Below are 13,261 nucleotides of genomic sequence, written 5' to 3'. Positions count from 1 at the left end.
CTGATGGCGTGAATCCGCGCCGATAGTTATCCGCAAACGCCCCGACTGGTTCGGGGCGTTTGCGTTTGTGCGGGATTACTTTTTTGCAATATTTTCACTTAGAGTCAGTGACTGATGAAATTCGCGCTACGCGGCATGTTCCAAACGCAGACTGGCAGGAGGATATATGGACAGTGTTGATTTGAATGTCCTGCGCAGCGTGCTCGAATGGCGCCGCGCCGGGCAGCAGGTGGTGTTGTATAGCGTTGTCCAGACCTGGGGCAGCGCGCCGCGTCCACCGGGCGCCATGTTGGCGTTGCGGGGGGATGGTGTGGTGATCGGCTCGGTGTCCGGCGGTTGCATCGAGGACGACTTGATCGCCCGCTTGCAGGATGGCCGCCTGACGCACGATGGGCCGCCGGTGCAGTTGGTGACCTACGGCGTGACGCGCGACGAGGCGGCGCGTTTCGGCCTGCCATGCGGCGGCACCCTGCGCTTGACCGAGGAGCGGGTGCAAGACTGGGCCTGGGTCGCGCAGTTGCTGGAGCGTTGCGAGGCGCATGAGATTGTCGCGCGGGAACTGGACCTGGTCTCCGGCGAAGTCACGTTGAGCAGTGCGAACAAGACCGATGTGGTCACCTTCGATGGCGAACGTCTGCGGGCTATTTATGGCCCGCGCTGGCGCCTGCTGTTGATCGGTGCCGGGCAACTGTCGCGCTACGTGGCGGAAATGGCGCGCCTGCTGGATTTCGAAGTACTGATATGCGATCCGCGTAGTGAGTTTGTCTACGGCTGGGAAGAGCAGCACGGACGCTTCGTGCCGGGTATGCCTGATGAGGCGGTGCTGAACATCCAGACCGACGAGCGCACGGCCATTGTCTGCCTGACCCATGATCCGCGCCTTGATGATATGGCGTTGCTGACGGCGCTGAATTCCAGTGCGTTCTACATCGGCGCGCTGGGGTCGCGGGTCAATAGCCAGACGCGTCGCGAGAACCTGGCGGCGCTGGGGTTGTCGACGGACGCGATTGCGCGTTTACATGGGCCGATTGGCCTGCATATCGGTAGCCATACGCCGGCGGAGATCGCCTTGTCGTTGATGGCGGAAATTGTCGCGATCAAGAACGGCGTGGCGCCAATGCAGAAAAAGCCCGTGCCGGCGGTTGCTGAATAATGCTGGCGGCGATTGTCTTGGCGGCGGGGCAGGGCAGCCGGTTCCGAGCCGAGGCGGGGGCTGACCAGGATAAGTTGCTCGTCAATTGCGTGGGCCTTGATGGGGTGATGCGTCCGGTGATCGAGCAGGTATTGGTGAGTTTGCCGGATCGCCTGGTGGCGCGCTGGCTGGTGACCACGCCGGATCGCACGGAGGTCATTCGGTTGGCCGAAGCGTATGGCTGCCAGGTCTTGTTGTTGCAGTCAGCCGGCATGGGCGAGAGCATCGCTGCAGCCGTCGCGGCCAGTGCCTCGGCGGATGGCTGGCTGGTGGTGTTGGGGGATATGCCGTTTATCCAATCATCGAGCATTGAACGGGTGATTGACGTGCTGGAGGAGGATGGCATCAGCGTGCCGGTGCAGGCGGGTGAATATGGGCATCCGGTGGCCTTTGGTAGTGCTTTTGGTCCGGACTTGATGGCGCTGACCGGGGATCGTGGAGGCAAGCCATTGTTCGCACGTGCCAGGGTGCGGGAAGTGCAGGTGGAAGATGCGGGTGTTCTGTGGGATGTGGATCTGCCGGAACAGTTAAGTTTTAATCCCGACTAAATTTGATGCTGTTTTCGAGATCTATAAAAAAGCCCCGCCTGATCACTCAGGCGGGGCTTTTTAGTGGCGGATGGAATCAGGCGAGGGGTTTAGGCTCGTGTTCTTCTTCCAGGGCCTTGTGCTCTACCCCTACTTCAGCAGCGGTGTGCTCGACCACGGTTTCAGCAACCGGGGCCGGTGCCTCGACAGCTTCGACTACGGCTGGAGCGGCAGCCGCAGCGGCGGCAGCTGCCTCAGCTTCCTTGCGACGACGACGCACTTCGCGTGGGTCGTTCGGCGCACGGCCGTTTTCGGTCAGGGCGCTGGCTGGTGCGGCTTCTACCACGGGTGCTTCGGCAATCACCGGTGCTTCAACAACCACGGGCGCAGCCTCGACAGCTGGCGCAGGCTCGGCGACCACTGCTTCGGCAACCGGCGCAGGCGCTTCCTCTGCCACGGGGGCAGGCACTGGTGCTTCAACCGGGGCGGCCGGTTCGGCAGTCCACTGGAAGGCGGTCTGTTCTTCGCGAACTTCACGCACCGCCGGGGCAGCTTCTTCGATTACCGGGGCTTCAACAGCCGCTTCAACCACTGGCTGAGGCTCAACAACCGGAGCGGCTTCAACGGCAACCACTTCGGTTTCTGGCTGGGCGTCGCGGGTCGGTGCCACTTCCACTTCCGGAACCACTGGGGCTTCGACAGGGGTAGTTGCTTCAACGACCGGTGCTTCAACCTCTGGGGTCTCGGCAACTGGCGCTTCAACGGCAACGGTTTCTTCGACAGCGGCAGTCGCGCGTTCAGCCTGTTCGTGAGCCTGGGCTTCAGCAGGTGCGCTGATCACCGAGCTGGCAACCGCTGCGGTAACGGCCAGGCCGGCAGCCAGTTCGGCACCGGTCGGTTCGTGGGCGGCGCCTTCTGCGTTCTCGCCGGCCTCTTCCGAGCCCTCGATCACATTGCCATTGGCATCACGCTGACGCTCACGGCGGTTGCTGCGACGACGCTGGCCACGGGAGCGGCGGCGTGGACGATCGCCTTCGGCGTTGTCCTGGCCGTCTTCCTGCAATTGCTCTTCGCCGGTCAGTACTTCTTCTTCGCTGGCGGCAGCGGCTTGCTCGGCACGTGGTTGACGTTCTTCACGCGGTGGGCGCGGCTGGCGCTCTTCACGTGGTGCACGCTCTTCACGCGGCTGGCGAGCTGGGCGCTCTTCAGCGGCAGCGGCTGCAACACCTGCAACGGCAGGGGCGGCATCCAATGGCTCGCGCAGTTCACGCACACGTTCTTCACGCTCGCCACGCGGCTTGCGATCTTCACGCGGAGCGCGCGGGGTACGTGGTGCGCGCTCTTCGCGCGGTGCACGTTCTTCACGGGCTACGACCGGGGTTTCTTCACGCGCTTCGCGAGGTGCACGCTCTTCACGTGGTGCGCGTTCTTCGCGAGGCGCACGTTCTTCACGCGGCTTGCGCTCTTCGTCACGGCGACCGTTGCGGTTACGGCTCTGCTGGCGACCGTTGCGACGCTCTTCGTTGCGTGCTGGGCGTTCGGTCGCAGGTTTTTCAACCACGACCGGTGCCGCAGGCTCTTCCTTGGTGGCGAACAGGCTGACCAGCGACTTCACCAGGCCCTTGAACAGGCTCGGCTCAGGCAGGGCGGCCGGGGTGGCAACCGGGGCAGCGGCTTCAACCGGCACCGGTGCGTTGGCACGGGCTGGCGCGGTTTTCACGGCGGCTTCCTGGCGCACCAGGGTGCGGGTCGCGGCGGCTGGCTGGACTTCTTCCACTTCGGCAGCGGCAGCAGCGATTTCGTAGCTGGACTGGCCGCTGTGGGCTTCCGGGCTGTCGTCACGCAGGCGCTGCACTTCGAAGTGCGGCGTCTCGAGGTGATCGTTCGGCAGGATCACGATACGAGCACGGGTGCGCAGTTCGATCTTGGTGATCGAGTTGCGTTTTTCGTTGAGCAGGAAGGCTGCGACCGGGATCGGCACTTGCGCGCGGACTTCGGCGGTGCGGTCTTTCAGGGCTTCTTCTTCGATCAGGCGCAGGATCGCCAGGGACAGCGATTCAACGTCACGGATGATGCCGGTGCCGTTGCAACGCGGGCAGACGATGCCGCTGCTCTCGCCCAGGGATGGACGCAGGCGCTGACGGGACATTTCCAGCAGGCCGAAGCGCGAGATGCGGCCGACTTGCACGCGGGCACGGTCAGCTTCCAGGCATTCGCGGACTTTCTCTTCCACGGCGCGCTGGTTCTTGGCGGGGGTCATGTCGATGAAGTCGATCACGATCAGGCCGCCGATGTCGCGCAGGCGCAGTTGACGGGCGATTTCTTCAGCCGCTTCCAGGTTGGTCTGCAGGGCGGTTTCTTCGATGTCGCTACCCTTCGTGGCGCGCGCCGAGTTGATGTCGATGGACACCAGGGCTTCGGTCGGGTCGATCACGATGGAACCGCCGGAAGGCAGTTCGACCACACGCTGGAAAGCGGTCTCGATCTGGCTTTCGATCTGGAAACGGTTGAACAGCGGCACGCTGTCTTCGTACAGCTTGATCTTGCTGGCGTACTGCGGCATCACCTGGCGGATGAAGGTCAGGGCTTCGTCCTGGGCTTCGACGCTGTCGATCAGCACTTCGCCGATGTCCTGGCGCAGGTAATCGCGGATGGCGCGGATGATCACGTTGCTTTCCTGGTAGATCAGGAACGGCGCGGAACGATCCAGGGAGGCTTCTTTGATGGCGGTCCACAGTTGCAGCAGGTAGTCGAGGTCCCACTGCATTTCTTCGCTGCTGCGGCCCAGGCCGGCAGTGCGCACGATCAGGCCCATGTCGGCCGGTGCGATCAGGCCGTTCAACGCTTCACGCAGTTCGTTGCGCTCTTCGCCTTCGATGCGACGGGAGATGCCGCCGGCACGTGGGTTGTTCGGCATCAGCACGAGGTAACGGCCGGCCAGGCTGATGAAGGTGGTCAGGGCGGCGCCCTTGTTGCCACGTTCTTCTTTTTCGACCTGAACGATGACTTCCTGGCCTTCGCTCAGGACGTCCTTGATGTTTACGCGGCCTTCGGGGGATTTCTTGAAGTATTCGCGGGAGATTTCTTTGAGGGGCAGGAAGCCGTGGCGCTCGGAGCCGAAATCGACAAAGGCAGCCTCAAGGCTTGGTTCGATGCGAGTAATACGGCCTTTATAGATGTTGGCCTTCTTTTGCTCGCGTGCACCGGATTCGATGTCCAGGTCGTAGAGGCGTTGGCCATCTACCAGTGCAACACGCAACTCTTCGGGTTGAGTTGCGTTAATCAGCATTCTTTTCATGTTGTACCGTCGGTTTCCGGGCTGCCGGAAACGGCGTTCGGCACACACGACTTCTCACGGTCGGTGTCAGGTGCGTCAAGAGTGGTTGGCCACTCCAGTGTCCAGCAAAATCGGCCAATTGGGCCGGTATCGCGACGGACGCGTCCTGCTTGTTAGCGGTGGTGACAAAGGCACCACTTCAACAAAAGCTAAGGTCAGGAGGAGGAATCAACCGGCGACTGTGGACGAGATGAAGCGTCTAAATATAAGCCTAGTGCTACACGGTCCGACGGTTGTGCATCTCCACCCTACACGTATCCCTGATAATTCGGGTGCTGCCGCGCGCAGAATCCGCAGCGGGTTGGCATTTACCGTGTTCTCCAATGGGGAGTCCACGCTCATGGCTAAACAAGACTGAATGTGGGCGACTGCGCTCACACTCAGCTCTTAACAGGCGTTGTTTCCGAAGCATTCGCCGTGGTCCGGCTCAAGACTGACTGCACTTTGTGAACTGGCCGTAAATATCGGCGCAGAACGCGAGTATTCACTCTGCTTTCTGCACTCGCTTCAGGCCTCATGTCACCTGCGCTTGTTACAATCTCGAGCCTTCCAGGGTGGCGAAAGCCCCGTAGGACGGCCTCGCGTCCTGATGAATTGCGATGGTCAGGGCCGGCAGTTTGCCGCTAGTCCTCTGCCCAGGCCGCTTTTGGCGGCGTTCGCGACTATAGCAGCAATGATTAAGTGCTTCAATTCCATAAAAAATTGTTATCATCGCCGCCATGACGACTACCGCCCCCCAGACCCCCAGCGTCCAGCTGCTCGAGGTCTCGCCGGAATATGCCGGCCAACGCATCGATAATTTTCTCCTGGCCAGGCTCAAGGGTGTGCCCAAGACCTTGATCTACCGCATTTTGCGCAAAGGCGAAGTGCGTGTGAACAAGGGCCGCATCAAGCCTGAGTACAAGTTGCAGGCGGGCGATATTGTCCGCGTGCCGCCCGTGCGCGTGCCTGAACGCGATGAGCCCGTGCCATTGGCCCAGGGCCTGTTGCAGCGCCTTGAGGCATCGATTGTCTTCGAAGACAACAAGCTGATTGTGATCAACAAGCCCTGCGGTATTGCTGTTCACGGTGGCAGCGGCCTGAATTTCGGCGTGATCGAAGCCTTCCGTCAGTTGCGCCCGGATTGCAAGGAGCTGGAGCTGGTTCACCGTCTGGATCGCGACACCTCCGGCCTGTTGATGATCGCCAAGAAGCGCAGCATGTTGCGCCACCTGCACACCGCCCTGCGCGGCGATGGCGTGGACAAGCGCTACATGGCGCTGGTGCGCGGCAATTGGGCCAGCTCGATCAAGAGCGTCCGCGCGCCTTTGCAGAAGAGCAACCTGCGTTCCGGCGAGCGCATGGTCGAAGTGGACGAGGAGGGCAAAGAAGCCCTGACCCTCTTCAAGGTGCTGCGTCGCTTTGGTGATTTCGCCACCATGGTCGAGGCCAAGCCGGTGACGGGGCGCACCCACCAGATTCGGGTGCACACCCTGCACGCCGGTCACTGCATCGCCGGCGATACCAAGTACGGCGACGAGGATTTCTCCAAGGAAATCCGTGACCTGGGCGGCAAGCGCCTGTTCCTGCACGCCTACATGCTCACCGTGCCGCTGCCTGACGGCGGCGAGCTGAAGCTGCAGGCGCCGGTCGATGAGATGTGGGCCAAGACCGTGGAGCGTTTGAGTGTCGCACCTTGACTACAAGCTGCTGATTTTCGATTGGGACGGCACCCTGTGTAACTCCATCGGTCGGATTGTCGAGTCGATGCACGCAGCTTCGACCCGCTCGGGCTTCGACTTGTGCACTGACCTGGCGGTCAAAGGCATTATCGGCCTGGGCTTGCCTGAGGCGATCCGCACCTTGTACCCCGAGATCAGCGACGCTGAACTGGTGACGTTCCGCGAGCATTACGCGGATCACTACATTGCGCTGGAAGCCACACCTTCGCCGTTGTTCGAGGGTGTGCTGCCATCCCTGGAGGCTTTCCGCGCCCAGGGCTATCACCTGGCCGTCGCCACCGGCAAGGCCCGCCGCGGGCTGGACCGGGTGCTCAGCGCCCATGGCTGGGAGGATTATTTCGACATCACCCGTGCCGCGGATGAAACCGCCAGCAAACCTCACCCTCTGATGCTGGAGCAGATCCTTGCCCATTGCGGCGTGTCGCCGCGCGAGGCGTTGATGGTGGGCGATGCTTCCTTCGACCTGATGATGGCGCGCAACGCCGGCATGGACAGCGTGGCGGTCAGCTATGGCGCCCAGTCCGCCGTGGCGTTGCAGCAATACGAGCCGAGGGTCACGATTGATCATTTTTCTGAATTGCAGGCCTGGCTCGGTCGGGCCCAATAAGTCTTTGCTGGGGTTGATGGCATGAGTGACGAGTGGAAAGCGCCTGAAAAGGCTGAAAGCGGTGACGACAAGAGCTGGAAACTGCTGGAGAAGACGCTCCTGGCCAGCGTCCAGGAGCAACGCCGTGCGCGGCGCTGGGGGATTTTCTTCAAGCTGCTGACCTTCACTTACCTGTTGCTCATGCTGGCGCTGTTCAGCCCGCTGATGGACATGGAAAAGAGCGCGACCCGTGGCGCCAACTACACCGCCTTGATCGAAGTGCGGGGAGTGATCGCCGACAAGGAGCCTGCCAGCGCCGACAATATCGTCAGCAGCCTGCGTGCCGCGTTTGAAGACCCCAAGGTCAAGGGCGTGATCCTGCGCATCAACAGCCCAGGCGGCAGCCCGGTGCAGTCGGGCTATGTGTATGACGAGATTCGCCGCCTGCGCGGCCTGCACCCGGATATCAAGCTGTACGCGGTGATTTCCGACCTGGGGGCCTCGGGCGCGTATTACATTGCCAGTGCGGCCGACCAGATCTACGCCGACAAGGCCAGTCTTGTCGGCTCCATTGGTGTGACGGCGGCCGGCTACGGCTTTGTCGGTGCCATGGAGAAGCTGGGGGTTGAGCGTCGTACCTACAACTCGGGCGAGCACAAGTCGTTCCTTGATCCGTTCCAGCCGCAAAAGGCCGATGAAACCCAGTTCTGGCAGGGGGTACTCGATACCACCCATCGCCAGTTCATCGCCAGCGTGAAGCAGGGGCGTGGGGATCGCCTGAAGGATAAAGACCATCCGGAGCTGTTCTCCGGGTTGGTGTGGTCGGGGGAGCAAGCATTGCCGCTGGGGCTGATCGATGGTTTAGGCAGTGCCAGTTCGGTGGCGAGGGATGTGGTCGGCGAGAAAGAACTGGTGGACTTCACCGTTGAGGAATCGCCGTTTGATCGTTTCTCCAAGAAGCTCGGCGCCAGCGTGGCTGAGAAGCTGGCGCTGTACATGGGCTTCCAGGGCCCGACGCTGCGTTAATATCTCAAGTCTGTCGTAGATCAAAATGTGGGAGGGGGCAAGCCCCCTCCCACATTTGGTTGTGTTCTTAAGGGATTTGCACGCCCTCGCTGAGCAGCATATCCACCAGCCGAATCAGCGGTAAGCCGACCAGACTGGTCGCGTCCGGCCCTTCGGTGCTCTGGAACAGGCTCACGCCCAACCCTTCCGCCTTGAAGCTGCCCGCGCAGTCATACGGCTGCTCGATACGCAGGTAGCGCTCGATGCGCGCTGCATCCAGCTCGCGCATGTGCACGGTAAAGGGCGCGCAGTCGACCTGGCAGTGCCCCGTCTCACTGTTCAACAGGGCCAGGCCGGTGAGGAAGCTGACACGCTTGCCGCTGGCGGCCAATAACTGCTCGCGCGCATTTTCGAAGGTGTGAGGCTTGCCGATGATGCGGCCTTCCAGCGCGGCGACCTGGTCTGAGCCGATGATCAGGTGTCCCGGGTGGCTGGCGGCGAGGGCGCGGGCCTTTGCTTCGGCCAGGCGCTTGACCAGCTCGATGGCGGACTCATGTGCAGCATGGCTTTCGTCGATATCCGGCGAGCGGCAGATGAACGGCAGGTGCAGGCGGCTGAGCAATTCCCGGCGATAAACCGAGCTGGAAGCGAGTAATAAAGGCAGCATATACGTCTCCTCAAGGCAGCCGCCGATTCTAGCGGGGCGACCGGCCGACGCACAGGGCTGAATTTCCTTTGACATGGCTGGGTGCATCCCTATAATGCTGCGCCTATGTTGAATGACCCGATTCCACCTCACGTTGACCCGCGCAAATTGGCTGATCGTGGCACTTCCCTTCAAGGTGAGTTGCTGCTAGCCGATTTGGAGAGACTCTGCGACCCGCTTTCCGACACTGTCGGTACGGTGCAGGCCAAATTCGTTTTTGAACGAGATGAACGTAAATCTGTGGTAATTCACAGCTTTATCGACACCGAGGTCAAAATGGTTTGCCAGCGTTGTCTTGAGCTGGTCACCCTGCCGATTCACAGCGAGTGCAGTTATGCTGTGGTAAAGGAGGGTGCGAATACCCAGTCGTTGCCGAAAGGTTATGACGTGCTGGAACTGGGCGAAGATCCTTTGGATCTGCATGCACTGATCGAGGAGGAGCTTCTGCTCGCCTTGCCCATTGTGCCTGCTCATCATCCGGAAGAATGCCAGCAGCCGGCGGGTCTCGATGACGAGTCCGAACCGAGCGAGGACGAGGTAACGCGGTCCAACCCGTTCAGTGTATTGGCGCAGTTAAAGCGTGACCCAAACGTTTAGGAGTTAATCAATTATGGCTGTTCAGCAGAACAAAAAATCCCGCTCTGCCCGTGACATGCGTCGTTCCCACGATGCCCTGACGGCAAGCACTCTGTCTGTAGAAAAAACCACCGGTGAAATTCACCTGCGTCACCACGTATCGCCAGAAGGCGTATACCGTGGCCGTAAAGTGATCGACAAGGGCGCTGACGAGTAATCACTTGTCTGCTCAAGTCATCGCGATTGACGCAATGGGCGGGGACTTCGGTCCCCGCAGCATTGTTCAGGCCTGCATTGCCAGCCTGTCTGCCACGCCCTCGCTGCACCTGACCCTCGTCGGTCAACCCTCCCTCCTTGAAGAATTGATTGCCAGCCATCCGGCGGTGGATCGCGCGCGCCTGACGATTACGCCAGCCAGCGAAACCATCACCATGGATGAGAAGCCGGCGACGGCCCTGCGTGGCAAGCCTGACTCTTCGATGCGGGTGGCCTTGGAGCTGCTGCGTGATGGCAAGGTGCAAGCCTGTGTCAGCGCCGGCAACACTGGGGCGTTGATGGCGTTGTCGCGGCATGTGCTCAAGACGCTGCCGGGCATTGATCGGCCGGCAATGGTGGCGGCGATTCCGACGCAGAAGGGCTATTGCCAGTTGCTGGACCTGGGGGCGAACGTCGATTGCAGTGCCGAGCACCTGTTCCAGTTTGCCGTGATGGGCTCGGTGGCCGCTGAAGCGCTGGGCGTGGCCCGGCCGCGGGTGGCCTTGCTGAATATCGGTACCGAAGACATCAAGGGCAACCAGCAGGTCAAGCTTGCCGCCACCTTGCTGCAAGGTGCGCGAGGCCTGAACTACATCGGCTTTGTCGAGGGTGATGGGTTGTACCGAGGCGAGGCAGATGTGGTGGTGTGCGACGGGTTTGTCGGCAATATCCTGCTCAAGTCCAGCGAAGGCCTGGCGACCATGATCGCCTCGCGTATCGAGGCCTTGTTCAGGCGTAACCTGGTATCGCGTCTGGTGGGCGCCCTGGCGCTGCCGTTGATGCGTCGCCTGCAGGCCGATCTGGCCCCGGCGCGGCATAATGGTGCGAGCTTCCTGGGGTTGCAGGGCATCGTGGTGAAAAGCCACGGTTCGGCCGGGGTTGAAGGCTTCCAGAGTGCGATTGCGCGGGCGGTGATCGAGATCCAGGAAAACTTGCCGCAACGCTTGCACGGCCGTCTCGAGGACCTGTTGCCTTAGGCGAATCGGCCGGGGAATGCTTAAATGTGACCGGCCAGTTCAATTGACCATCCAATCTGTCAGTTTCGTGCGCTCCCACCGAGGAGCGACCATTTCCGACGACCAGATCATTAGGGGCTTGTTACATGTCTACATCCCTCGCATTCGTCTTTCCAGGGCAGGGTTCACAGTCCCTCGGCATGTTGGCCGAGCTGGGCGCGCAATACCCGCTGATCCTGGACACGTTCAAGGAAGCTTCCGAGGCCCTGGGTTACGACCTGTGGGCGCTGACCCAGCAGGGGCCGGAAGAGCAGCTCAATCAAACCGATAAAACCCAGCCAGCCATCCTGACCGCTTCGATCGCCCTGTGGCGCCTGTGGTTGGCCGAAGGCGGTGCGCGTCCGGCGTTCGTTGCCGGTCATAGCTTGGGCGAATACAGCGCCCTGGTGGCGGCGGGCAGCCTGACCCTTGCTGAAGCGGTCAAGCTGGTCGAGCGTCGCGGACAGCTGATGCAGGAAGCCGTTCCGGCCGGGCAGGGCGGCATGGCTGCTATCCTGGGGCTGGACGATGCCGTCGTGATCGAAGCCTGTGCCGAAGCGGCCCAGGGCGAAGTGGTCAGCGCGGTAAACTTCAACTCCCCAGGCCAGGTGGTGATCGCCGGTGCCAGGGCGGCCGTCGAGCGTGCCATCGAAGGCTGCAAGGCGCGCGGTGCCAAGCGTGCATTGCCGTTGCCGGTGAGCGTGCCGTCGCACTGCGAGCTGATGCGCCCGGCTGCCGAGCGCTTTGCCGAATCCATCGCTGCCATCAACTGGCAGGCGCCACAGATCCCGCTGGTGCAGAACGTCAGCGCAGCCGTGGCCGCCGACCTCGACACCCTCAAGCGCGACCTGCTGGAGCAACTCTACAAGCCTGTGCGCTGGGTTGAGTCGGTCCAGACCCTGGCCGCCAATGGCGCCACCGAGTTGGTCGAGTGCGGCCCGGGCAAAGTCCTGGCTGGCCTGAACAAGCGCTGCGCCGACGGCGTGTCGACTGCCAACCTCAATACCCCGGATGCCTTCGCTGCCGCTCGTGCGGCGCTGGCCTGATCCCCGAACTTAGGAGAAGCCTGCATGAGTCTGCAAGGTAAAGTTGCACTGGTTACCGGCGCGAGCCGTGGCATTGGCCAGGCCATCGCCCTGGAACTGGGCCGTCAGGGCGCCGTCGTGATCGGCACCGCCACTTCCGCCTCGGGCGCCGAGCGCATCGCCGCGACCCTGAAGGAAAACGGCGTTCAAGGCACCGGCCTTGAGCTGAACGTGACCAGCGATGAGTCCGTGGCTGCCGTACTGGCCGAGATCACCGCCCAGTTCGGCGCGCCGGCGATTCTGGTGAACAACGCCGGTATCACCCGCGACAACCTGATGATGCGCATGAAAGACGACGAATGGTACGACGTGGTCGATACCAACCTGAACAGTCTGTTTCGCCTGTCCAAGGGTGTTTTGCGCGGCATGACCAAGGCCCGTTGGGGGCGAATTATCAATATTGGCTCCGTAGTGGGTGCCATGGGCAACGCAGGCCAAGTAAACTATGCAGCCGCCAAGGCCGGCCTGGAAGGTTTCAGCCGTGCACTGGCGCGTGAAGTCGGTTCGCGGTCGATTACGGTCAACTCGGTGGCCCCAGGGTTCATCGACACCGATATGACCCGCGAACTGCCGGAAGCACAGCGTGAAGGCTTGCTGACGCAGATTCCGCTGGGCCGTCTGGGCCAGGCTCAAGAGATCGCGAATGTGGTCGCTTTCCTGGCATCCGACGGTGCGGCATACGTGACTGGGGCTACAATCCCGGTGAACGGCGGGATGTACATGAGCTAAATTGTGACGGATCGCTTCAAAAAAATGTCATACGAGCTGTCTAAAATCCGTTATAAAGCTGCAACTTAATTTATAGGCAGGTGGTAAACCGGGTACAGGGTGAAGCTTTCAGTTGAAAAGCTGAAAAGGCTTTCTATACACTTACCCACTGGCCAGCTGCCTGAATTTGTCCATTAGGAGTTAAACAAGGTATGAGCACCATCGAAGAGCGCGTCAAGAAAATCGTTGCCGAGCAACTGGGCGTCAAAGAAGAAGAAGTGGTCAACACTGCTTCCTTCGTAGAAGACCTGGGTGCCGATTCCCTTGACACCGTTGAGCTGGTGATGGCTCTGGAAGAGGAATTCGAGACCGAAATCCCGGACGAAGAAGCTGAAAAAATCACTACTGTTCAAGCTGCTATCGACTACGTTACGAACCACCAGGCGTAATAGTTTGTAGTCGTCGCCTGCTGTTAGGGAAAAACCGCACTGCTGTAACGGCGTGCGGTTTTTTCTTTAGCGCTGATGAAAAGTAAGCTCTGAAGTAAAGTGTCGTCATTAGAAAAAGG

Annotated in this window: 13 protein-coding genes; 11 read left to right on the top strand and 2 right to left on the bottom strand. The window is 61.1% G+C overall.

All coding sequences use genetic code 11. The features are described 5' to 3' along the window. Window positions 1–166 precede the first annotated feature (166 nt). Together NIBR502773_RS08190 and NIBR502773_RS08185 are read left to right on the top strand one after the other, a co-directional pair. Window positions 167–1,153, top strand: a complete 987-nt coding sequence (locus tag NIBR502773_RS08190) for an XdhC family protein (protein ID WP_115488991.1) — start codon at window positions 167–169, stop codon at window positions 1,151–1,153. Beyond that, a complete protein-coding gene (locus tag NIBR502773_RS08185) occupies window positions 1,150–1,740 on the top strand; it encodes an NTP transferase domain-containing protein (protein WP_141155814.1) in 591 nt (196 codons plus the stop codon). Before NIBR502773_RS08190 ends, NIBR502773_RS08185 begins: the two co-directional genes overlap by 4 nt. Before the next feature lie 76 nt (window positions 1,741–1,816). On the opposite strand, the gene rne is transcribed toward NIBR502773_RS08185, so the two are convergent. Beyond that, window positions 1,817–5,008 carry a ribonuclease E gene (gene rne, locus NIBR502773_RS08180; protein ID WP_141155813.1) on the bottom strand — a complete coding sequence of 1,064 codons (3,192 nt, stop codon included), beginning with the start codon at window positions 5,006–5,008 and terminating at the stop codon, window positions 1,817–1,819. Between the two features lie 767 nt (window positions 5,009–5,775). Here rne and rluC point away from each other — a divergent pair. Genes rluC through NIBR502773_RS08165 form a run of 3 tightly spaced genes read left to right on the top strand, consistent with a single transcriptional unit; the run spans window position 5,776 to window position 8,389 of the window. Next, window positions 5,776–6,735 (top strand): 23S rRNA pseudouridine(955/2504/2580) synthase RluC, encoded by a 960-nt coding sequence (gene rluC, locus NIBR502773_RS08175; protein WP_065939065.1) that lies wholly within the window; start codon window positions 5,776–5,778, stop codon window positions 6,733–6,735. Further along, window positions 6,722–7,384, top strand: a complete 663-nt coding sequence (locus tag NIBR502773_RS08170; protein ID WP_115488994.1) for an HAD-IA family hydrolase — start codon at window positions 6,722–6,724, stop codon at window positions 7,382–7,384. Before rluC ends, NIBR502773_RS08170 begins: the two co-directional genes overlap by 14 nt. 21 nt (window positions 7,385–7,405) lie before the next feature. Next, a complete protein-coding gene (locus NIBR502773_RS08165; RefSeq protein ID WP_092490105.1) occupies window positions 7,406–8,389 on the top strand; it encodes a S49 family peptidase in 984 nt (327 codons plus the stop codon). 67 nt (window positions 8,390–8,456) lie between these two features. Here the strand turns inward: NIBR502773_RS08165 and NIBR502773_RS08160 are convergent, their stop codons facing one another. Next, the gene (locus NIBR502773_RS08160; RefSeq protein ID WP_141155812.1) at window positions 8,457–9,035 is read right to left on the bottom strand and encodes a nucleoside triphosphate pyrophosphatase; all 579 of its coding nucleotides are present in this window, start codon (window positions 9,033–9,035) and stop codon (window positions 8,457–8,459) included. 105 nt (window positions 9,036–9,140) lie between these two features. On the opposite strand from NIBR502773_RS08160, the gene NIBR502773_RS08155 reads away from it, so the two are divergent. From NIBR502773_RS08155 to acpP, 6 genes are all read left to right on the top strand, one after another. Then, complete coding sequence (locus tag NIBR502773_RS08155) at window positions 9,141–9,671, top strand: YceD family protein (RefSeq protein WP_027607804.1); 531 nt, start codon at window positions 9,141–9,143, stop codon at window positions 9,669–9,671. A 13-nt stretch (window positions 9,672–9,684) separates the two neighbouring features. Next, window positions 9,685–9,867, top strand: coding sequence for a 50S ribosomal protein L32 (rpmF, locus tag NIBR502773_RS08150; RefSeq protein ID WP_008152339.1), 183 nt, complete (start codon window positions 9,685–9,687; stop codon window positions 9,865–9,867). A 4-nt stretch (window positions 9,868–9,871) separates the two neighbouring features. After that, window positions 9,872–10,882, top strand: coding sequence for a phosphate acyltransferase PlsX (plsX, locus tag NIBR502773_RS08145; RefSeq protein ID WP_074847485.1), 1,011 nt, complete (start codon window positions 9,872–9,874; stop codon window positions 10,880–10,882). Between the two features lie 125 nt (window positions 10,883–11,007). Then, window positions 11,008–11,946, top strand: coding sequence for an ACP S-malonyltransferase (fabD, locus tag NIBR502773_RS08140; protein WP_065926165.1), 939 nt, complete (start codon window positions 11,008–11,010; stop codon window positions 11,944–11,946). A gap of 24 nt (window positions 11,947–11,970) precedes the next feature. Further along, window positions 11,971–12,714: a 3-oxoacyl-ACP reductase FabG gene (gene fabG / locus NIBR502773_RS08135; protein ID WP_065926164.1), complete on the top strand. Its 744-nt coding sequence runs from the start codon at window positions 11,971–11,973 to the stop codon at window positions 12,712–12,714. A gap of 191 nt (window positions 12,715–12,905) precedes the next feature. Continuing rightward, window positions 12,906–13,142, top strand: a complete 237-nt coding sequence (acpP, locus tag NIBR502773_RS08130) for an acyl carrier protein (protein WP_003442511.1) — start codon at window positions 12,906–12,908, stop codon at window positions 13,140–13,142. Window positions 13,143–13,261: the final 119 nt, after the last annotated feature.

It is taken from the genome of Pseudomonas sp. NIBRBAC000502773 (assembly GCF_006517195.1).
In the GTDB taxonomy this organism is placed as follows: Bacteria; Pseudomonadota; Gammaproteobacteria; order Pseudomonadales; family Pseudomonadaceae; genus Aquipseudomonas; species Aquipseudomonas marginalis.
The sequence above is the reverse complement of the archived record's forward strand: the minus strand, read 5'-3'. Positions and strand labels throughout refer to the sequence as shown.